Origin of the sequence: Kribbella sp. NPDC050470, assembly GCF_044458365.1 — a bacterium.
GTDB lineage: Bacteria > Actinomycetota > Actinomycetes > Propionibacteriales > Kribbellaceae > Kribbella.
In genome coordinates, this window is record NZ_JBITHV010000024.1 from 1 (window position 1) to 18,159 (window position 18,159).

The window sequence follows — 18,159 nt, forward strand, 5'->3', positions numbered from 1 at the left end:
ATCCCTCGACGGCCCATCATCAGCCTGCGCTCGTCGGCATCAACGTCGTTCATGCTCGCTACGCTGCGCGTGCTCCACGTTGACCCCTCCCACACACACCCTGCCAACACCTCCTACCGAGGAAAGGTCCCCTTCAGGGTCTATCAGCCGAGCGCCTTCGAGACGACCTCGCGCGCCTGGACGAAGACCTGCTCCAGGTGCTCGGCGCCCTTGAAGGACTCGCCGTAGATCTTGTAGAGGTCCTCGGTGCCGGACGGGCGCGCGGCGAACCAGGCCGACTCGGTGGTGACCTTCAGTCCACCGATCGCGGCGCCGTTGCCCGGCGCGGTGGTCAGCCGGTCCACGATCGGTTCCCCAGCCAGCTCGGTCGCCGTGACCGCATCCGCCGAGAGCTTGGCCAGCTTGGCCTTCTGGTCCCGCGTGGCCGGTGCGTCCACCCGCGAGTACGCCGATGCACCGAAGCGCTCGACCAGCTTCGCGTGGGCCTGTGAGGGCGTCTCACCGGTGACCGCAGTGATCTCACTCGCCAGCAGCGCGAGCAGGATGCCGTCCTTGTCGGTGGTCCAGACCGTCCCGTCGAAGCGCAGGAAGCTGGCCCCGGCCGACTCCTCGCCGCCGAAGCCGACCGACCCGTCGATGAGTCCGGGGACGAACCACTTGAAGCCGACCGGCACCTCCCACAGCCGCCGGTCCAGGTCCGCGACGACGCGGTCGATCAGCGACGACGACACCAGGGTCTTGCCGACCGCGACCTCTGGACCCCATTGCCGGTTCGTGAACAGGTACGAGATCGCGACCGCGAGGTAGTGGTTCGGGTTCATCAGCCCGGCGTCCGGGGTGACGATGCCGTGTCGGTCCGCGTCCGCGTCGTTGCCGGTGGCCATGTCGTACCGGTCCCGCTGCGCGACCAGCGAGGCCATCGCGTACGGCGAGGAGCAGTCCATCCGGATCTTGCCGTCGTGGTCCAGCGTCATGAACGACCAGGCCGGGTCGATCGCCGGGTTCACCACGGTCAGGTCGAGGCCGTGCCGGTCGGCGATCGCGGCCCAGTAGTCGACGCTGGCGCCGCCGAGCGGGTCGGCGCCGATCGTCACTCCGGCACTGCGGATCGCGTCGAGGTTCAGCACCGACGGCAGGTCGTCGACGTAGTGGCCGACGAAGTCGTACTCCCCCGCCGCCGACCGGGCCTGCTCGAACGGCTTGCGCCGTACCTCCCGGTTGCCACCGGCGATCAACTCGTTCGCCCGGGCCGCGATCCAGCCGGTCGCGTCGGAGTCGGCCGGACCGCCGTGCGGCGGGTTGTACTTGATGCCGCCGTCCCGCGGCGGGTTGTGCGACGGCGTGATCACGATGCCGTCCGCACCGGCTCCGGCGCCGCGGTTGAGCCGCAGGATCGCGTGCGAGACGCCAGGCGTCGGCGTGAGCCGGTCGGCGCTGTCGACCAGGGTCTGTACGTCGTTGCCGGCCAGCACCTCGAGCACAGTCCGCCAGGCCGGCTCGGACAGGCCGTGGCTGTCCCGGCCGACCAGCAGCGGCCCGGACGTGCCCTCACCGGCGCGGTACTCGCAGATCGCCTGGGTGATGGCCAGGATGTGCGCCTCGTTGAACGCAGCGTCCAGGCTCGAGCCGCGGTGTCCCGACGTACCGAAGACGACCTTCTGGGCGGGGTTGTCCACGTCCGGGGTGAGGTCGTCGTACGCCTTCAGCAGCGCGTCGACGTCGACGAGGTCCTCGGGCTGAGCGGGTTGGCCTGCGCGTGGGTGCATGGTGCCATGCAACAAGCCCGGGCCCGCGAGCACAACTCCAGCGGTCGCCTGCTCAGCTGGTGAACGGCGTCAGCAGCTGGTCGACCGGCGCGTAGTCGTCGGTCAGGACCGGCGCGTCGCCGACGAAACCGTCCAGGTCGGGTTTCAGCTCCATCGTCGGCCCGAGCCGGGACGCGATCGCCTGCTCGTCGATCGGCCGGTCCGAGGCGACCAGCACGAAGTTGCCGCCCTCGTCGTTCTTCCGGGCGATCACGCTGACGTGCGCGAACTCCTCCTGCAGGGTCCGGATCTCGGCCTTGGCGAACGCGGCCTCGCCGAAGTCGATGGCGTTCACCACGTACAGGCCGTCCGGGCGCAGCACCCGGCGGATGTCGGCGACCACCTCGCGCGTGGTCAGGTGCCACGGCACGGACACCCCGCTGAACGCGTCCATGATGATCAGGTCGTCGCTGTCCGTCGCCTCGGCGCGGATGCCGAGCCGGCCGTCGCGGACGGTGACGTCCAGCTCCGGCCCGGTCCGGACGCCGAGCTCCTGCTTGTCCAGCTCGACCACGGCGCCGTCGATCTCGTACACCTTGTTGTGGGTGCCCGGCCGGGTGGCGGTCAGGTACCGCGGCATGGTGAGGCCACCGCCGCCGATGTGCAGCGCGTCCAGCCGCCGGTCGTCCGGCCAGGTGGCGTTGATCGCGGCGGCGAAGTTCTTGATGTAGTCGAACTCCAGGTACGTCGGATCGTTCAGGTCGACGTACGAGTGCCGGAGCTGGTCCAGGTACAGCGTGCGCCCGCCCTCGCGGTTCGGGTCGGCCACCACCCGGGCGCAGTGGTACGCCGTCTCCACCTCACACGGCCGTGGCGCGACCAGGGTGAGCGTGGCGCCGATCAGCGCGAGGGCCACCGGCTTCACGGCCGTCCGAGCACCTCGCAGTACGACGGTCAACACCGCACCGGCGAGCACGAGCAGACCGCCCAGCGTGAGCACAATCGTGCTGATCGGGATCTTCGACACGAACACGAACCCGGTCAGCACCGTCCCCGCGATGCCACCGACGGTCGCGTACGCCGACAGACGGCCGACGACCGTTCCCGTCTGGGCCAGCGTCGCCAGCCGCAGCTTGGTCACCATCGGTGTCACGGCGGACAGCAGCGCGGCCGGTGCGAACAGGGCCACTGCGAGCACCAGGAACACCAGATCGGTCCCGCCGCTCAGCGACTCACCGGTCCAGCGCACTACCGGCAGGATCAGCATCACCAGAGCGCCGCCGATCAGCACCAGCGGCCCCAGCGTCTTGCGCGGAGACACTGTGTCCGCATATCGCCCACCCAGCGCGGCACCGGTCGCGATCGCGGCCAGCGCGACCCCGATGACCGCCGTGTTCGTCTCCAGCGTCAGTCCGATGTACGGCGCCACCAGCCGCAACGAGACGAGTTCCAGCACCATCACGGCCGCCGAACTGCCGAACGCCAACGCGATCGCCAGCCGCGACCCAACGTCACCCATGCTCACCGCGTCACCCTATCTGTCGATCTGAAGCGGGCCCGTTCGTCAGTCCTGTGAAGGAGGTAGTCATGGATCCTGCGACCAGCGCCGCCCTGTACGCCGGGACCCGGGAACGGGTGACTCACGCGGTGCGTTCCCTGAGCCCGGCCGACCTGGACCGCACTGTCCCAGCCTGCCCGGAGTGGACTGTGCGTGACCTGGTCTCCCATCTGACCGGTGTGGCGACGGACTTCGCCACCGGCAACCTCGACGGGGCGCCGGAACCGCCCTGGACAGCCGTGCAGGTCGAAGCGCGCCGGCGGCTGCCGATCGACGCCGTACTCGAGGAGTGGGCGGCCAGCGGGCCGGCGCTCGAGGAGGTGATCCTGGCGGGGACGAGCGAGCACCCGCTGGTCTGCAACCCGTGGGCTGACGCGGGGACGCACGAGGCGGACCTGCACGGCGTCCTGGGGTTCGGGCGGCCGCCGCGTGACCTCTGGCTGGCGACGCTCGATTGGGCGCTGTCCGAGTCGGATCCGTCGGACTTTGCCTTCGGGACCCTGTCGATGGAGACACCCGACGCCACGTACGAGCTCGGCCGCGGTACTCCCGTCGCGGCGGTGCGCACGTCGACGTACGAGCTCTTCCGGGGTGTTTTCGGGCGCCGCAGCGTCGAGCAGATCCGGTCGTGGACGTGGTCGACGCCTGAGTACGCCGAGGCGTGGAGCCGGCAACTCCCTCGGCTGCCGCAGGCCGCGCGGCCGTTGTCGGATTGACCCTGACGTAGCGTCAGGCTCGACGATCGCAGGCATGAACACGTACACCAGTCCTGTTCCGATCCCGGCCCTCGACGCGACCGCTCCCGAGGTCTACGGGGAGATCTACGGCATGCCGATGTTCGTCACCATCCCGGCCGCGGAGCTCGCGGTGTCCAAGGACTTCTGGATCCGGGGGCTCGGGTTCATCGACCTGTTCTCGGCGCCCGGTGGGCAGGTGACCCACCTGCGCCGATGGGCGTTCCAGGACGTCCTCCTGGTGCCTGGGGTGCCGGCTCCGGCTGCTTCGGCGCAGGCCATCAACTTCGCGGCCGTCCTCGGCCAACTCGACGAGATCGCCGCCCGGTGCTCGGAGTTGGTCCCTGGCTGCGTTGAAGGCCCCGAGGTGAAGCCGTGGAACTCGGTCGAGCTGACCGTGACCACGCCGGAGAACGCCCGAGTCACCATGACGGCGGCCCGACCGCTCGACCCGGCGAGCCCGCAGGCCGAGAACCTCCGCAAGATCGGGATCCCGCATCCCGCTGACAAACTGAGGGCGTGACTTCGGACGAGTTGACGGTCGGCCAGGCGGCCGCCCTGGTCGGTGTCAGCGTGCGGACGCTGCACCACTGGGACGCGGTCGGCCTGGTCCGGCCGAGCGGACGCACGCCGGCCGACTACCGGGTCTACTCGGGCGACGACATCGCCCGGATCCATCAGGTGCTCGTGTACCGGGAGCTCGGCCTGCCGCTCGCCGAGATCGGCCGGTTGCTCGACGACCCGGCTGCAGATGCTCGCGAGCATCTGCGTCGGCAGCGTGCTCAGCTCACCTCCCAGATCATCCATCTGGAGTCGATGGTGCACGCGGTGGACCGGATGCTGGCGGCGACGTCGTCCGGTATCAAGCTGTCGCCCGAGGAGCAGGTCGAGATCTTCGGCACCGACTGGCGGCCGGAGTGGGTGCAGGAGGCCAAGGACCGCTGGGGCGACACCAAGCAGTGGGCGCAGTACGTCGAGCGGACGAGCGCACTCGCTCCGGACGAGTGGCGCGAGGTGGCTGCGTCCACGGAGGCGCTGAACGCTGAACTGGCGGCGGCTGTGATGGCAGGCGTCGCACCTGGTTCTGCTGAGGCCAACGCCCTGGCCGAGCGCCACCGCGAGTCCTTCGCGCGCTACTTCGACTGCACGCACTCGATGCATGCCTGCCTGGCCCGGACGTTCGTCACCGAGCCCGGTTACCGCACCTACTTCGACTCCCTCGCTCCCGGCCTGACCGACTGGCTGCACGCCACGATCTTCGCGAACACCGCAGCCCACGGCATCGACCCGGCGTCGGCGACCTGGAGCTAGGCCGTGTCTGGTGGTCCAGCGCCGTAGCGAGCCGTGCCGAGTGCCGCGCAGTAGGCGCTGGACCGCCAGACAGGGCCTACAGGGCGTCCAGCTTGGCGATCAGGGTCTTCGGGGCGATCTGCCGGTAGGCGCTCTCGACCAGGTCCTCGAGGTGGTCCCAGTCCACGCCGTCGACGTCGAGGTAGACCCCGAGCCAGCCACGATGACCGACGTACGGCGGCCTGAAGAAGTGCTCCGGGTCCCCCTCGACCAGCGACTCCTGCACCCCGGGCGGCGCCGCGCACCAGAACCCGACGCGGTCGTCGTGGTGCTGGTTCGCGAACATAACGAACACCTTCTTGTCCCGCACGAACCACGTCGGCTCCCCGTGGCTCGGCCGCTCCGTCGTCTCCGGCAGCGCGAGACACAGTCCCCGCAGCCGTTCGAGCGCCTCCATGCGTCCTCCCTCAGTGGCGTGGGCCCGGTGAGACCACACCGGCTTCGTACGCGTAGACCACGGCCTGCGCGCGGTCCCGCAGGTCCAGCTTGGTCAGGATGTTGCTTACATGCGTCTTCACGGTCTGCTCGGCCAGCACGAGCTCCGCAGCGATCTGCCGATTCGACAGCCCGCGCGCGACCAGCCGCAGTACGTCGGTCTCACGCGGCGTCAGGTGGACCGGAGTGATCGGCACGACGGGCTGGACGCGAGCGAAGTCCTCCACCAGCCGACGCGTCACGGACGGCGCCAGCAAGGCATCTCCAGCAGCGACGACCCGGACCGCGTTGGCCAGCTCGTCCGGAGTCGAGTGCTTCAGCAGAAACCCACTAGCGCCGGCACGCAAGGCCGCATACACGTAGTCGTCGAGATCAAACGTCGTGAGCATGACGACCCGTGCGGCCCCATTCTCCAGGATGCGACGGGTTGCGGCGAGGCCGTCCATGACGGGCATGCGGACGTCCATCAGGATCACGTCGGGATCCAGCTCGGCCGCCAGCGCCACCGCCTCGGCGCCGTCACCGGCCTGACCGACGACCTCGAGATCGGGCTGCGCGTTCAGCAACGCCGTGAACCCGGCCCGCACCATTTCCTGGTCATCAACCACGAGCACCCGGATCGCCACTCGCCACCTCCTCCACCGGTATGACCGCCTCCACCAGATAACCGCCCTCGGGGGTCGGCCCGTTGCTCACACTCCCATCCAGCAGTGCCACCCGCTCCCGCATCCCGACCAGGCCCTGCCCGCTGCCGGGCTGCCCTGCGGACTGCCCTGGACCGTTTCGAACTGTCAGCTTCAGCGCGTGGTCGTCCCGCCGCACCGTCACTTGCACCACTGACTTGGGCGCATGACGTACTGCGTTGCTGAGTGCCTCCTGCACGATCCGGTACGCCGCCAACTCCACAGCCGGATCCAGTCCGCTCGGCACGCCCTCGTCGAGGCGCACATCCGCTCCCGCTCGCCTCGTGGTCGCGACGAGCTCGGGGAGCTGCTCCAGGCCCGGCTGCGGCCCCAGCTCGTGCGTTGGCAGCTCATGATCGCGCAGCAGTTGCAGCACTCGCCGCATCTCTGTCAGCGAAGCCCGCGCCGCGTCGGCGATCTCCACGAACTCCGCTCGTACGTCGTCCTGCAGGTCCGGGAGTCGGTGCGGCGCACTGTCCGCCCGGACGACCACGACAGACAAGTGGTGTGCGACCACGTCGTGGAGCTCGCGCGCGATGCGTGCCCGCTCCTGCAGCCGGGCGCGCTCGGCCCGCTCCTCCTTGCTGATGACCTCCTGCTCCGCCAGCCGGCGGCGTGTCTCGTTCCTGGACCGCAGCAGGTCGGCAACGACGACCGCGACCGCTGACAGGCCGGCCATGACGAGCAGAGAGGCCCAGTTGCCTCTGTCCGGTGCAAGCGCGAGAGCACCGGCGCCGACGGCCTGCGTGGCGACCCACCACGCCACCAGCTCGCGTCGACCCAGTCCGCGGGCGCCGGCGATTGCGAGGACGAACGACGTACCAAACGCTGCTGTCGTCCCCCACGGCCACGGCTCGCTCGGTGGGTCGGGCACTGTGAGCCCCGCGGTGATCGCAGTGACGAGCAGGGAGACGACGATGGCTGCTCGGGGACGCGACCAGACGAGCGCCAGTCCGAGGCCGCGCGCCAGAGCCAGTCCGGCTACGGCACTCGTCGGGACGCGGTAGTGCTGGTACAGGTCCAGGGCGGTCAGGAACACCAAGGCGGCGACCCCCAGCCCGGCGACCCACCTCCATCGTCGGTTCACCCTCCGGACCCTAGTCCGCACGGTGTCACAGCTGCTGAAGCCAAACCCAGATCAGCCACATCCCCGCACCACCCACCGCAATCGTTGCCGGCAGCACCCATCTCCCGGGCTGCCCGTACAGCCGCCGCACCGAGGCCACGTGCAGCCGGTGAATCCCCCGAAACGCCAACAACAGGCCAACGATGATCGGCACCGAAACCGCCGCATGCACCGCCCAGGCCCCCACTTTGGTAGGCCCACCCCAGGTCCCCGCCCCGTACGGCCCGTCGGTCACCACCCCGTAGAACGCGCCCCTGACCACCGCCATCCCGAGCAACAGCACCAGGAAGCAACTCACCACGCCCAGCACCGCCGTCACCACCCCATGCCTGAACACGACCCCCGGCCTCATGGGGACAACCTCGTCCTCTGCCTTCAACTGCTTCTGCCGTTCGGGCTCCGTGCGGTGCTCCCCCAGCACGGCGTCGGCCATCGTCTGTGCGCCGACGATCACCAGGCGAACGTCGTACCAGATCGACTGCACCCAGCGAATGTGGAACGTGCTGCGCCCGGATACCGGTCTGCCCGCTGCGGTTCGCCGCGGGGTGATTGTGTCCGTCATGCCTTCTCCTCAGCTCTCAGGTCCTGAGATCGAGGCTAGAAATCAGCGGCTCGCGGGACATCCGGCCACGGAGCCAACCGGCACCCCGTACCCCGGTAGGGGGTGCTCCGTGATCGAACTGTGATCCACGTCACAGTGACCACCGTCCGTGTCACAGCGTTACACGGTCAGTGCCGGACGGCGTGCACTGGCTCAGTGCACTCCTGGGTGCCCGACGGCGCAAGCGGCCACGCCGCGCCCGACAGGAGGTTCGGACCCACATGCGCATTCGGAACCTGGTGGCGATCGCCACACTGCTCCCGGCTGTGATGCTGGCCGGCTGCGGCAACGACGGGTCGTCCGACGTCGCCGCCTCCAGCCCGGGCGCCAAGAAGGCGTCGAAGAACGGGCTCACCGAACAGGTCGGCAGCGCCGGCCAGGCCGACCCGGTCGTGAACGCCTACTACGAGTACCGCGTCGCCCTCGACGTGATGATGCGCAGCGGCGGCAGCAAGACCAAGCAACTCGCGCCCGTGATGACGCCGAACCTGTTCCAGGCGATCAGCGCCCAAGCGAAGCACTACCGGACCAAGAAGCTCCACAACACCGGCGCCACCAGGGTCCTGTGGGCCAAGCGCACCCTCGCCTCCAGCGGCGTCATCGTCAGCGCCTGCTACGACACCACCCTGGCGCGCACCGTCGACTCCAAGGGCCGAGCCGTCCTCCCCGCCACCACGCCGACCCGCTGGCTCGACGAGATGCGCGTCGAGCAACACCAGTCCCGCTGGCTGGTCGACGGCGGCCGCACCACCCCGAACGGCTGCTAACTCACGCGTGCCGGACCATCTGGTGGAGTAGCGCCTCGACCGCGTCACGAAGGTCGGCGTCGTGCTCCGGCCCGGACCAGACGACGACACAGCCCTTGTCACCCAACCTGCTCGCGACCAACTCGCGAGCCGGCGTCGGGTCGCCCTGATTGAGTACGACGACCAGCCGCCGGCCGTCACGCTGCAGCCGATCCAGCAGCGGCGGCAGCGTCGACCCGCGGAACACCCCGGGGTCGCTCTTCACCTTCGTCTCGACCATCACGCCGCGCCCGCGCACCACCAGCAGGAAGTCGGCCCGGTCCCGGGTGAACTCGCGGTCGTGGTAGATCCGCGCCTTCGGCCAGAGCCGCTGCAACGCGAGGTCGACCTCGGCGTCGTACCGCGCCGCCAGCCGGCTCACCCGCGAACTCGTCCCGCGCGGCCGGAACGCCTCCGGCGTACGGCGACCGGCCCGGCGCCGCCCGAACAGCAGCGCCAACCAGCGCGCGAACCTCGTGTCGATCATCGGCGGACCCCTCGACCTAGCCGGCACTCAACCCCAGTGTCCCCACCCCGGCACAGCGCCCAACCACTCCCACCCCGATCGTGATCCCACCGCCACAAACCCACAAAAGAAGAGCCCCGCGGATGACTCTTGGTCACCCACGGGGCCCTCGAACTCCACCCGCTGGACACCCGGCGTCACTACGGCTGCCCCGCCGGTCGACGCGGCCGCCCGGCCTCGGCGGCTCAGCTGTTCTTGATCGCCGAGACCTCGATCTCCAGCGTGACCTTCTCGCTGACCAGCACGCCGCCGGTCTCCAGCGCCGCGTTCCAGTTGACGCCGAAGTCCTTGCGGTTGATCACCACCGAGCCCTCGAGCCCGACCCGCTGGTTGCCGAACGGGTCCGTCGCCGAGCCGGTGTACTCGAACGGGATGTCCAGCGACTTGGTCACGCCGCGCACGGTCAGGTCCCCGGTGACCGTGAAGTTGGCGTCGCCGTCCTGCTTGACCGCGGTCGACACGAACGAGATCTCGGCGTGGTTGTCCATGTCGAGGAAGTCGTTGCTGCGCAGGTGGTCGTCGCGCTGGCTGTTGCGGGTGTCGATGCTCTTGGCCTGGATCGTCACCTGCCCGGACGAGTTGGCCGGGTTCTCGCCGTCCAGGTGCAGTGCACCCTCGAACTCGTCGAACGACCCCCGTACCTTGGTCACCATCGCGTGCCGCGCGACGAACCCGACCCGGCTGTGCGCGGTGTCGATCGTGTAGTCACCGGACAGAGCGGCGTACTCACTGGCCATCTACAGTTCCTCCAGAGGACTAATTAGTTGAAGATTGCATAGTCCAGTGTTCACCTAATGCGGCGGGTTGTCCACCCCCGGTGGAGGGCCGTTGCCAGTAGCAACCAGCTGGATATTCGGTTGCAGGTGCGGCGGCGCGGCAGGTGTGATGGGTGGCCGAAGGATCGGAGGACCGTCGTGCAACCGCTCAGCGCCGAGGAGATCAGGCGCTCGTTCGTCAACTCGTCCAAGAGCCTGGTCAAGGCGATGACCCTGCCCCGCGGGTTCACCGAGCTGCCCTGGGACTCACTCGACTACCTCGGCTGGCGCGACCCGAAGGCGCCCAACCGCGCCTACCTCGTCGTACGGCGGGACAGCGGAGTGATCGGGGTCGCGCTGAACACCCAGGCGACCGGCAAGCCGCGCCGCGGGACCGGGCTGTGCGACCTCTGCAACACCGCGCACCAGGTCACCGACGTGGCGCTGTTCGCGGCCCGGCGCGCCGGTTCGGCCGGCCGGGACGGCAACACCGTCGGGCTGTACATCTGCGCCGACCTGGCCTGCTCGCTGTACCTGCGCGGGCTTCGCGAGCTCGAGGTGCCGCAGGGGGAAACCGCCTCCCCGCAGATCCGCGCCGAGCGGCTCAGCGCGCGAGTTGAAGGATTCGTAAATCGCGTCATCGCTTGAGAGCCCGGAATGGGTACCTGGAACTACGCTGGAGTCAGCGGCAAGTCCACACGGGCGAAGAAGGAGAGCGAGTCGCGATGACCGAGTTCAGAATCACGCACGAGATCCACGAGGTTCACCCGGACATCCGCGAGCGGCTCACCGCCACGACGATCGAGGCCATCAACGAGTCCAGCGCCCGCTCCCCCGAAGACGCCGCCTTGGTGCTGCGCCACAAGCTCGGCGAGATCGGCGTCCACATGAGCGAAGCCGCCTGCCTGGCCGCCATCGAACGCATCCGCTCCGGCAAGCAACTCCGCTTCGAGATCGAACGCGAGACAGTCGACGAAGCGGACTGATCCGCTCCCCGCGTCTCGCCCCGCGCGACGTCTCGCCCCGCGCGACGTCTCGCCCCGCGCGACGTCTCGCCCTGCGCGGCGTCTTGCCCTGCGCACCGTCTCGCCCTGCGCGACCGCAGGCCTAGTCGGCGTGCGGCGCGAGGTCTGCGGCGGTGAGGAGTGCGTGCAGGGTGAGGCCGGCGTCGGTGAGGGGTGCCGGCGTGGTGTCGTTGCGGTTGATGACGCAGACGGCGTGTGCGATGTCGGCGCCCCGTGCCCGCAGCTCCTCGGTGGACAGCACGATCTGACCGCCGGTGGTGACGACGTCCTCGACGATGGTCACCCGTCGCCCCGCCGTCTCAGCCCCCTCGGCAAGCCGACGCGTCCCGTACGCCTTCGCTTCCTTCCGCACAAACGCACAAGGCAACCCGGTACGACGCCCCAGCGCCGTCACCACCGGGATCCCACCCATCTCCAACCCGGCCAGCACCTCGGTGTCCGCCGGCACCAGCGGCACCATCGCCTCCGCGATCGCGTCCAGCAACACTGGATCCGCCTCGAACCGGTACTTGTCGAAGTACTCCGTAGCGACCTGCCCCGACCGCAGCACGAACTCCCCGGTCAGATGAGCACTCGCATGAACCCGCCGCGCCAACTCCCCAATCTCCACACTGCGGACCCTACCCAGGCCCTTGGGCCGGTTCAGGCGGGGCGGCGCTCGGGGGCCTCGGTCGGGGTGGTGGGGAGGAGGCGGCGGAAGTCTTCGATGGAGATGATCGGGATGTTGTAGTCGCGGGCGGCCCGGGCCTTGACGGAGAGGCTGTCCACGTCGGCGGCGACGACGAACGTGGTGTCGGGACGGACCGCTTCCTGGGGAGCAAAGCCGGCGGCGACGGCGCGGTCCCACCACACCTCGCGCGGCTCGATCATGTCGCCGGTGAACACCATCGTGCTCCCCGGCGGGAACCCCCGCGCGCCAGGACGAGCGGGCACGACGTACCGCCCCGAGCTCGCCCGCAGCAGCGCGTCGTCCACGTCGGACACCCGATGCCCGAGCATCACCGCGACCCGGTCGAGATCGCTGCGCTGGTCCGCGGTGATCTCGCCGTCGCCCCACGACACCGCCGCCAGCGCGGAGACGTAGTACCGATGCAGCTCCTGCACCTCGGACCGTGCCAACCCGAGCTCGGTCGCGACCTGGACGAGCTGGTCGGCGTCGGCCGCGGTGATCTCGCGGTCCGCAAGGATCCCGTCGAGCAGCGCAAGGTACGAGTCGGCCTGCGGTGGCTCCGGGACCCGCGGCAGCTGATCCACGATCCGGCTCATCCACCCATGCCGCCCGCCCGCATGCACCGGCCGCACCGTCGGCGTGAACTCCACTCCCGGCAACGCCGGCCACGGCAGCCGCCGGATCTCCTCATAGGCCCACTGCCACGGCGGCGGCGACGGAAAGGCCTGCAAGTACCGCCCGAACAGCTCGGCCGTCGCACGCGTGTCCGCCAGCGCCGAGTGCCAGCCCTCGATCGAGATCCCGGCCGCCGCGCAGCACGCGCCGAGCGTCCGCTTCGCTCCCGGATACAGGTAACCGGCCAGCGCCATCGTGCACATCGACCGCTCGGTGATCAGCGGTACGGCGACCCCGAGCCGCCCGAACTCCGCCCGCAGGAACCCCAGGTCGAACTCGACGTTGTGCCCGACAACCATCCGCCCGGCCAGCAATCCGCCGAGCTCCCGCGCGACGTCACCGAACTCCGGCGCGGCCAGCACGTCGGCAGTGAGAATCCCGTGAATGTGTTGCGGACCGAGGTCGCGCTGCGGGTTCAGCAACGTCACCCACTCGTGCTCCACCTGCCCACGCGCATCGAGCAGAACTACGGCGATCTCGATCACCCGGTGCCGATAAGTGGGCAGCAGGCCGGTCGTCTCGGTGTCGATGACGGCATACATCCGTGGCGCCTCCTCCGGCTCGGTTACCGACCCGGAACAACCCAATCACACAGCGCCGACAGTTTTCAGCCCGCCGGAATCTCGACCGCGATCTCCTCGCCCAGCCGGGCGCCGTGCGACAGCTTGAGATCGTCACCGCTCCAGAACCGCCCCGGGTCGTACCAGTTCGGCCGGCGCCCGTGCAGCAGCCCCATCGCCTCATAGGTCACCGCCACGACCTCGGCGCAGTACGCCGACTCCAGCTCGAGCTCCCGCGTCCCGCGCCGGAACGCCGGCACCCGCCCTCGCACCCATCTCGACGCCAACCGGGCCGTCGACGGGAACGGCGTACCGTCCAACCGCGCGACGGTCTGCAGTACGGCGTCCTCCATCTCCCGCGTCACGGGATGGTCCAACTGGCGCAGCCACGCGCGCTGACCGTACTTCCGCGCCCACACCAGCACCGCGTCACGCAGATCGTGCAACTGGACGCCGCGGTGGTGCGTGCCGGTCCACACGTCCGGCAGCGACCGGCCCAGCTCGGCGTGCCACATCAGCGGCGGCAGGTCCTCGACGACGATCGCCATCCCGACGTGGTTGACCGGGCTGTTCGTGGTCAGCTGGATCGCCCGGTCGGCCGGGCTGGCGCCGCGGAACAGCCAAATGTCACCTGTTCGTGTCAGTTCCGTAGCGTCATCCAGTGAAATCCGGGTCTCCACATCGCTAGGTTAGTCGCCATGAAGGTATGGAAGGTCGTAGGACTTGCGGGGCTCGTCGGCGTGGCCGCAACGGGCGTGGTGATCGCGCGGGGCGAGCGCAAGCGCCGCGCCTACACGCCCGAAGAGGTGCGCGACCGCCTCAAGACCCGGGTCAAGGAAGCAGCAAACGCTTAGTTCCCGCAACGACGTCGGTCGGCCGGGCGGTCGGGCGTGGGACGCCGTAACTCGGTGGTACGGCGGTCGCCACTGCGCGCCCGGCCGCGTCCATGTCAGGACCAGCTCAGGACCGTTGCAGCAGGCAACGCCTGTCAAAGGTTGTGGAGAGCAACCTCTTTCAGGCGGCCGGACGTGATCGTCGCCGTCTGATATGTGCAGTACGGCTGCCGGCGCCGGTCCGTCGGCGATCCCGGGTTCAGCAACCGCAGCCCGCCGGGGCTCGTCGTGTCCCACGGGATGTGGCTGTGCCCGAACACCAGCACATCCACGCCCGCGTACGCCTTCTCGCACCGCTCCTCGCGCCCCTTGGCCGACCCGGTCTCGTGCACCACCGCGAGCGACAGGCCGTCGAGCGTCACCCGGGCAACCTCAGGCAGCCGCGATCGCAGCTCCGGACCGTCGTTGTTACCCCAGCACCCGATCAGCCGCGCAGCCCGAGCCTCCAGCTCGTCCAGCAGCGCCACGCTGACCCAGTCCCCGGCGTGAATCACCACATCGGCCTGCTCGATCGCCTCCCACACCGGCTCCGGCAGCTTCTTCGCCCGCACCGGCAGATGAGTGTCCGAGATCAGTACCAGCCACATGCCACCACTCTAAGGTCGTGTCTGGTGCTCCCGCGCCGTCGCGAGCAGGTGCTCGGTGCGGTGCATCGCCGTGCTGGAGTGAAGGCCTCGATGCGGATCCATCGTGGCCTTTGCTCCAGTGCGGCGAGGTGCCGTGCCGAGTGCCGCGCAGTAGGCGCGGGAGCACCAGAGACGGCCTACGCCTCCAGTGACTGGATCAACTCCTGCTCCTTGGTTGGGCTGAGGCCGGCTTTGCGTTCGCGGTCCAGGCCGAGCTCGCGCTCCCAGGCGAGCACGTCCTCCAGGAACGACTGCCGGGACCGGTGGGTCAGACCGGCTGCCCGAGCCGCCGCCCCGCTGCGACTCGACCAGCCTTCGTACCCCGGTGCGGTCAGCCACATCGCCAGCGAGTCCGGCCCCATGTACTGCTCGACCTTCTGGTCCTCCAGCCACTCCCGCGACGCGAGCACCACCGGCCCGGTGTGCCCGCCCACCTGGCGCACCAACTCGATCCACTCCCCGAACGGCACCACCGGACCATGTGTGTCGAAGGTCCCCGTTGTGCCCTCCGTCGCGCAGTCCAGCAACCAGGACGCCAGGTCCCGCACGTCGACGACCGCCGTGGAGAGCTCCGGCGTGTCCGGCACCAGCATCGGCTGCTCCGGCGCCCGCGCCGCCCGAGCCACCCACGCACCGGAGCGATCGCTCTTGTCCCCCGGCCCACCGATCAACCCGGCCCGCGCGATCACCAGCCGGTCCCCGACCGCCTCGATCGACGCCGCCTCGCACGCCGCCTTCGCCTCGCCGTACAACTCCCGGTCGACCACGTCCAGCTCGGTCGGATCCCGCAGTACGGCGGACTCGTCGGCGCCCGGCGTGTCGTACTTCTCGTAGACGTTGACCGACGACACATACGTCCAGTGCTTCGCCCGAGCGCCGAAGGCCGCCAGCGCTCCCCGCACGAAGCCGGGCTGCCACGACACCTCGAACACCGCATCCCAGTCGCGGTCGGGCACAGCGTCGTACGCATCCGGCCGGCTGCGATCGGCCGCGACCAGAGTCGCTCCGTCGGCCACCCCGCCGCTCTCGCCCCGCGCCACGCAGGTGACCGAATGCCCACGCGCCAACGCCTGGGTCGCGATCTCACGACCCAGCCAAGCGGTCCCGCCGAGTATCAGAATCTCCACGCCCGCAAGCCAATCAGGCGCCACCGACAAAACCCAGGCTGCTCTGCTGACGGCAGAACCGAACGCTTCGTGATGCCGCGAGGGCATGCGGTCACCGCCGTACCCGAACCCTTGCGGTCACGCCGATCGGGGCGCAGTGTCGAGGCAGGGACCGCCGAAAGTGGGGGCCATGGGCAAGGGGGAGAAATGGCTGCTTTCGTTCAGATCATCGAGTACCGGACGCAGAAGCCGGACGAGATCGCCGCGCTCAACGACGAGTTCCGCAAGACCCGCGAGGGCTCCGGTGAGGGCTCGGCGCCGACCATCGCGATGACGTGCGCCGACCGGGACGAGCCGGGCCGGTACTTCGCGATCGTCCAGTTCGGGTCGTACGACGAGGCGATGGCGAACTCGAACCGCGCCGACACCTCCGAGTTCGCCGCCAAGATGATGGAACTGTGCGACGGGCCGGCCAAGTACTACAACCTGGACGTGACACAGGCGATGGAGTGACCCGCTGATCCCTCGGGCCCAGTCGCATCGCGAGTCCGGCTGGGCCCGAGCCACGCCCGGGTGGTCGCCGTACTGGTGCCTTGGGCAACGGGGTGGTTTCGGTCGGCCGGTGCCGGAAGGGAGGAGTCGGCACCGGCCACCCGATTCAGACCGGGTCCGCGGCGCCGGACCCGGTCCGGCTCATCGGAACACCCGGTACGACGACCAGCCGGCCGGCGGCGCACCGCCGTACGAACCGCTGCTGCCGTCGCTGTGCAGGGGATCGGGGTCCTGTGGCTCGGGGGCGGAGTGCAGATCCGGCCAAGGTCTCGGTGGAAGAGACTCCCGCGGCGGCAGTCTCAGGTCGGGGTCCGGCCCCTGCTCCGGGTCGAGCCACTCGACCTCGGTGGCGCCGCCGTGGCCGTGGATGGCGACCACGGACTCGATACCGTCCCAGACTGTGGTGGTCGGATAGTCGCCGTACCAGCGGAGCGCGACCGCTCCGTCGGTGAACTGGACGCCCTCGGCGACGGGGCCGGTGCCGCTGACACCGGAGACGTCATGATGGCGGATCAGCCGGAAGCGACGGGCCGTCATTTCGGGGCTACCTCCCAGAGCCGTTCGCCCGGCAGCGTGCGGTCCGGGCCGGGGTCGGCGTCGGGGATCGGGTCACTGGTCACGCGCAGGCCGGCGAACCGGCGCGCCATGGCTGCTGCGTAGCGTTCGGCCAGGTCGGCCTCCGCCCGGTAGTCCGCGACGACGTGGTCCCCGAACCACACCAGTACGCGGCGACGTTGAGGAACAGGATCGGACATCAGTGCACCCGCCTACCCGGCCGGCGCGTTCCCATCAGCGACATCGAAGAACAACCGTCCATACCAATCACTTCCACTTCCCTGTGGGGATGGGTTCAAGGAAGTGACGCCCCCCACAACACTTCATGACGCACTTCGGCGGAACTTCCCCAAACCACACAGAGGTGATTCAGGCAACGACCCAAGGGCGCCAGGAGTCGACGTCGGCGGCGTCCGGCGTGATTCGTTCGTCGAAGGTGTGGGTGCCCACGCCGGGCAGGTGCGCTGCGACGAGCGTGTCGAGGTTGTGGACCAGGAGCATCGGAAGGTCCGGGCGCGAGGTGACGAGCTTGTCGAAAATCAACCGCGCTTCAGCGTGCAGGATGGCTTCCCTGCGCCCGCCCCGGACCTGGATCTCGATCGCATAGGGATCGAGCGCCTGGACGTCCTCGGGCTCCGGATCCACCTCGACGTACCCGTTCGGCTGAGCCACCACCCCGAGCCACTCGTCCACAGTCGTCGCCCAAACCCGCATGCGAACGGCGGCACCGTCCACGCTCCCGCCCTCACACCCGGCGACCTCACGCAGCCACCGAGCCACCTGCCCCGGCGACTCCGCGGTGGCCACGAAGACACAGTCGACGACAGACACGTCAGGCGACGACCCATGGGCGCCAGACGGTGTCATCCGGGATGTCGAGTGTCGTACCGGGCGGGAAGGAGTGCACGCCGGCGCCGGGCAGGTACGTCGCGACGATCATGGACAGGTCGTGGCTGAGGACCAGCGCGACGCCGGGGCGGCCTTCCGCCAGTTCGTCGAACACCGCGCGTGCCTCCCGTGACTGCAACTCCTCGTCCCTCTTGCCCGCGAGGCGGACCTCGACCACTCCCGTGTAGCGGTCGATCGCCGAGACATCCTCGGGCTCAGGATCGGCCTCGCCGTACGTGTTCGGCTCGGTCAACCGTCGTGGCCAGCGGCACGTCCGAGGCGAAGAAGATGTCGTCGTCCGTCGACACCAG

The 18,159-nt window shown here is 69.5% G+C and carries 25 protein-coding genes; 8 read left to right on the forward strand and 17 right to left on the reverse strand.

Features of this window, described 5'->3' with window-relative positions; all coding sequences use genetic code 11:
* Positions 1–143: 143 nt before the first annotated feature.
* Positions 144–1,766 (reverse strand): phosphoglucomutase (alpha-D-glucose-1,6-bisphosphate-dependent), encoded by a 1,623-nt coding sequence (pgm, locus tag ACIBGM_RS44155; RefSeq protein WP_396388972.1) that lies wholly within the window; start codon positions 1,764–1,766, stop codon positions 144–146.
* Between the two features lie 52 nt (positions 1,767–1,818).
* The gene (locus tag ACIBGM_RS44160) at positions 1,819–3,264 is read right to left on the reverse strand and encodes a fused MFS/spermidine synthase (RefSeq protein WP_360535085.1); all 1,446 of its coding nucleotides are present in this window, start codon (positions 3,262–3,264) and stop codon (positions 1,819–1,821) included.
* A gap of 68 nt (positions 3,265–3,332) precedes the next feature.
* Here ACIBGM_RS44160 and ACIBGM_RS44165 point away from each other — a divergent pair, with 68 nt between their 5' ends.
* The 3 genes from ACIBGM_RS44165 to ACIBGM_RS44175 are packed head-to-tail and all read left to right on the forward strand — an operon-like array spanning position 3,333 to position 5,348.
* Positions 3,333–4,019, forward strand: coding sequence for a maleylpyruvate isomerase family mycothiol-dependent enzyme (locus tag ACIBGM_RS44165; RefSeq protein ID WP_360535087.1), 687 nt, complete (start codon positions 3,333–3,335; stop codon positions 4,017–4,019).
* Between the two features lie 34 nt (positions 4,020–4,053).
* Positions 4,054–4,560, forward strand: a complete 507-nt coding sequence (locus tag ACIBGM_RS44170) for a VOC family protein (protein ID WP_396388973.1) — start codon at positions 4,054–4,056, stop codon at positions 4,558–4,560.
* Positions 4,557–5,348, forward strand: coding sequence for a MerR family transcriptional regulator (locus ACIBGM_RS44175; protein ID WP_396388974.1), 792 nt, complete (start codon positions 4,557–4,559; stop codon positions 5,346–5,348). The genes ACIBGM_RS44170 and ACIBGM_RS44175 overlap by 4 nt, the downstream gene beginning before the upstream one ends.
* 76 nt (positions 5,349–5,424) lie before the next feature.
* Here ACIBGM_RS44175 and ACIBGM_RS44180 read toward each other — a convergent pair whose 3' ends face one another.
* Genes ACIBGM_RS44180 through ACIBGM_RS44195 form a run of 4 tightly spaced genes read right to left on the reverse strand, consistent with a single transcriptional unit; the run spans position 5,425 to position 8,193 of the window.
* Positions 5,425–5,784 carry an MmcQ/YjbR family DNA-binding protein gene (locus tag ACIBGM_RS44180; RefSeq protein WP_360535093.1) on the reverse strand — a complete coding sequence of 120 codons (360 nt, stop codon included), beginning with the start codon at positions 5,782–5,784 and terminating at the stop codon, positions 5,425–5,427.
* A gap of 10 nt (positions 5,785–5,794) precedes the next feature.
* Positions 5,795–6,448 (reverse strand): response regulator, encoded by a 654-nt coding sequence (locus ACIBGM_RS44185; RefSeq protein ID WP_396388975.1) that lies wholly within the window; start codon positions 6,446–6,448, stop codon positions 5,795–5,797.
* Positions 6,423–7,592, reverse strand: a complete 1,170-nt coding sequence (locus ACIBGM_RS44190) for a sensor histidine kinase (RefSeq protein ID WP_396388976.1) — start codon at positions 7,590–7,592, stop codon at positions 6,423–6,425. Before ACIBGM_RS44190 ends, ACIBGM_RS44185 begins: the two co-directional genes overlap by 26 nt.
* A 25-nt stretch (positions 7,593–7,617) precedes the next feature.
* Positions 7,618–8,193 carry a hypothetical protein gene (locus ACIBGM_RS44195; RefSeq protein WP_396388977.1) on the reverse strand — a complete coding sequence of 192 codons (576 nt, stop codon included), beginning with the start codon at positions 8,191–8,193 and terminating at the stop codon, positions 7,618–7,620.
* A gap of 260 nt (positions 8,194–8,453) precedes the next feature.
* On the opposite strand from ACIBGM_RS44195, the gene ACIBGM_RS44200 reads away from it, so the two are divergent.
* Positions 8,454–8,999 carry a hypothetical protein gene (locus ACIBGM_RS44200; protein WP_360535101.1) on the forward strand — a complete coding sequence of 182 codons (546 nt, stop codon included), beginning with the start codon at positions 8,454–8,456 and terminating at the stop codon, positions 8,997–8,999.
* A gap of 1 nt (position 9,000) precedes the next feature.
* On the opposite strand, the gene ACIBGM_RS44205 is transcribed toward ACIBGM_RS44200, so the two are convergent.
* On the reverse strand, positions 9,001–9,504 hold the full coding sequence (locus ACIBGM_RS44205) for a hypothetical protein (protein WP_396388978.1): 504 nt from the start codon (positions 9,502–9,504) through the stop codon (positions 9,001–9,003).
* A gap of 224 nt (positions 9,505–9,728) precedes the next feature.
* Positions 9,729–10,280, reverse strand: a complete 552-nt coding sequence (locus ACIBGM_RS44210) for a YceI family protein (protein ID WP_360535105.1) — start codon at positions 10,278–10,280, stop codon at positions 9,729–9,731.
* A gap of 177 nt (positions 10,281–10,457) precedes the next feature.
* Here ACIBGM_RS44210 and ACIBGM_RS44215 point away from each other — a divergent pair, with 177 nt between their 5' ends.
* Positions 10,458–10,946: an FBP domain-containing protein gene (locus ACIBGM_RS44215; protein WP_396388979.1), complete on the forward strand. Its 489-nt coding sequence runs from the start codon at positions 10,458–10,460 to the stop codon at positions 10,944–10,946.
* Positions 10,947–11,023: 77 nt separating this feature from the next.
* Positions 11,024–11,284: a hypothetical protein gene (locus ACIBGM_RS44220; protein ID WP_360535109.1), complete on the forward strand. Its 261-nt coding sequence runs from the start codon at positions 11,024–11,026 to the stop codon at positions 11,282–11,284.
* A 121-nt stretch (positions 11,285–11,405) separates the two neighbouring features.
* On the opposite strand, the gene pyrE is transcribed toward ACIBGM_RS44220, so the two are convergent.
* The 3 genes from pyrE to ACIBGM_RS44235 form a co-directional block, all read right to left on the reverse strand.
* A complete protein-coding gene (pyrE, locus tag ACIBGM_RS44225) occupies positions 11,406–11,933 on the reverse strand; it encodes an orotate phosphoribosyltransferase (protein WP_396388980.1) in 528 nt (175 codons plus the stop codon).
* Between the two features lie 32 nt (positions 11,934–11,965).
* Positions 11,966–13,210, reverse strand: a complete 1,245-nt coding sequence (locus ACIBGM_RS44230) for an exonuclease domain-containing protein (protein ID WP_396388981.1) — start codon at positions 13,208–13,210, stop codon at positions 11,966–11,968.
* Positions 13,211–13,275: 65 nt separating this feature from the next.
* A complete protein-coding gene (locus ACIBGM_RS44235; protein WP_360535115.1) occupies positions 13,276–13,908 on the reverse strand; it encodes a hypothetical protein in 633 nt (210 codons plus the stop codon).
* 18 nt (positions 13,909–13,926) lie between these two features.
* Between ACIBGM_RS44235 and ACIBGM_RS44240 the strand changes: the two genes are divergently transcribed.
* Positions 13,927–14,082, forward strand: a complete 156-nt coding sequence (locus ACIBGM_RS44240) for a hypothetical protein (RefSeq protein ID WP_165546543.1) — start codon at positions 13,927–13,929, stop codon at positions 14,080–14,082.
* 134 nt (positions 14,083–14,216) lie between these two features.
* On the opposite strand, the gene ACIBGM_RS44245 is transcribed toward ACIBGM_RS44240, so the two are convergent.
* Together ACIBGM_RS44245 and ACIBGM_RS44250 are read right to left on the reverse strand one after the other, a co-directional pair.
* Entirely contained in the window at positions 14,217–14,708 is a 492-nt protein-coding gene (locus ACIBGM_RS44245; protein ID WP_360535117.1) for a metallophosphoesterase, read from the reverse strand.
* 176 nt (positions 14,709–14,884) lie between these two features.
* Positions 14,885–15,874 carry an oxidoreductase gene (locus tag ACIBGM_RS44250; RefSeq protein ID WP_360535119.1) on the reverse strand — a complete coding sequence of 330 codons (990 nt, stop codon included), beginning with the start codon at positions 15,872–15,874 and terminating at the stop codon, positions 14,885–14,887.
* Between the two features lie 186 nt (positions 15,875–16,060).
* Here ACIBGM_RS44250 and ACIBGM_RS44255 point away from each other — a divergent pair, with 186 nt between their 5' ends.
* Positions 16,061–16,366, forward strand: a complete 306-nt coding sequence (locus ACIBGM_RS44255; protein ID WP_360535121.1) for a hypothetical protein — start codon at positions 16,061–16,063, stop codon at positions 16,364–16,366.
* Positions 16,367–16,546: 180 nt separating this feature from the next.
* Here the strand turns inward: ACIBGM_RS44255 and ACIBGM_RS44260 are convergent, their stop codons facing one another.
* The 4 genes from ACIBGM_RS44260 to ACIBGM_RS44275 all read right to left on the reverse strand — a co-directional run bounded on the left by ACIBGM_RS44260 (position 16,547) and on the right by ACIBGM_RS44275 (position 18,101).
* Entirely contained in the window at positions 16,547–16,942 is a 396-nt protein-coding gene (locus ACIBGM_RS44260) for a hypothetical protein (RefSeq protein WP_360535123.1), read from the reverse strand.
* On the reverse strand, positions 16,939–17,160 hold the full coding sequence (locus ACIBGM_RS44265) for a hypothetical protein (RefSeq protein WP_360535125.1): 222 nt from the start codon (positions 17,158–17,160) through the stop codon (positions 16,939–16,941). Before ACIBGM_RS44265 ends, ACIBGM_RS44260 begins: the two co-directional genes overlap by 4 nt.
* A gap of 169 nt (positions 17,161–17,329) precedes the next feature.
* A complete protein-coding gene (locus tag ACIBGM_RS44270) occupies positions 17,330–17,767 on the reverse strand; it encodes a hypothetical protein (protein ID WP_396388982.1) in 438 nt (145 codons plus the stop codon).
* Between the two features lie 25 nt (positions 17,768–17,792).
* The gene (locus ACIBGM_RS44275; protein WP_360535129.1) at positions 17,793–18,101 is read right to left on the reverse strand and encodes a hypothetical protein; all 309 of its coding nucleotides are present in this window, start codon (positions 18,099–18,101) and stop codon (positions 17,793–17,795) included.
* Between the last annotated feature and the right edge of the window lie 58 nt (positions 18,102–18,159).

Coding starts and splice junctions, on each gene's coding strand:
- ACIBGM_RS44205 (WP_396388978.1), bottom strand. CDS start 9,504: ATGATCGACACGAGGTTCGCGCGCTGGTTGGCGCTGCTGTTCGGGCGG.
- ACIBGM_RS44230 (WP_396388981.1), bottom strand. CDS start 13,210: ATGTATGCCGTCATCGACACCGAGACGACCGGCCTGCTGCCCACTTAT.
- ACIBGM_RS44160 (WP_360535085.1), bottom strand. CDS start 3,264: ATGGGTGACGTTGGGTCGCGGCTGGCGATCGCGTTGGCGTTCGGCAGT.
- ACIBGM_RS44240 (WP_165546543.1), top strand. CDS start 13,927: ATGAAGGTATGGAAGGTCGTAGGACTTGCGGGGCTCGTCGGCGTGGCC.
- pgm (WP_396388972.1), bottom strand. CDS start 1,766: ATGCACCCACGCGCAGGCCAACCCGCTCAGCCCGAGGACCTCGTCGAC.
- ACIBGM_RS44210 (WP_360535105.1), bottom strand. CDS start 10,280: ATGGCCAGTGAGTACGCCGCTCTGTCCGGTGACTACACGATCGACACC.
- ACIBGM_RS44255 (WP_360535121.1), top strand. CDS start 16,061: ATGGCTGCTTTCGTTCAGATCATCGAGTACCGGACGCAGAAGCCGGAC.
- ACIBGM_RS44170 (WP_396388973.1), top strand. CDS start 4,054: ATGAACACGTACACCAGTCCTGTTCCGATCCCGGCCCTCGACGCGACC.
- ACIBGM_RS44265 (WP_360535125.1), bottom strand. CDS start 17,160: ATGTCCGATCCTGTTCCTCAACGTCGCCGCGTACTGGTGTGGTTCGGG.
- ACIBGM_RS44260 (WP_360535123.1), bottom strand. CDS start 16,942: ATGACGGCCCGTCGCTTCCGGCTGATCCGCCATCATGACGTCTCCGGT.
- ACIBGM_RS44220 (WP_360535109.1), top strand. CDS start 11,024: ATGACCGAGTTCAGAATCACGCACGAGATCCACGAGGTTCACCCGGAC.
- ACIBGM_RS44195 (WP_396388977.1), bottom strand. CDS start 8,193: ATGACGGACACAATCACCCCGCGGCGAACCGCAGCGGGCAGACCGGTA.
- ACIBGM_RS44200 (WP_360535101.1), top strand. CDS start 8,454: ATGCGCATTCGGAACCTGGTGGCGATCGCCACACTGCTCCCGGCTGTG.
- ACIBGM_RS44180 (WP_360535093.1), bottom strand. CDS start 5,784: ATGGAGGCGCTCGAACGGCTGCGGGGACTGTGTCTCGCGCTGCCGGAG.
- ACIBGM_RS44165 (WP_360535087.1), top strand. CDS start 3,333: ATGGATCCTGCGACCAGCGCCGCCCTGTACGCCGGGACCCGGGAACGG.
- ACIBGM_RS44245 (WP_360535117.1), bottom strand. CDS start 14,708: ATGTGGCTGGTACTGATCTCGGACACTCATCTGCCGGTGCGGGCGAAG.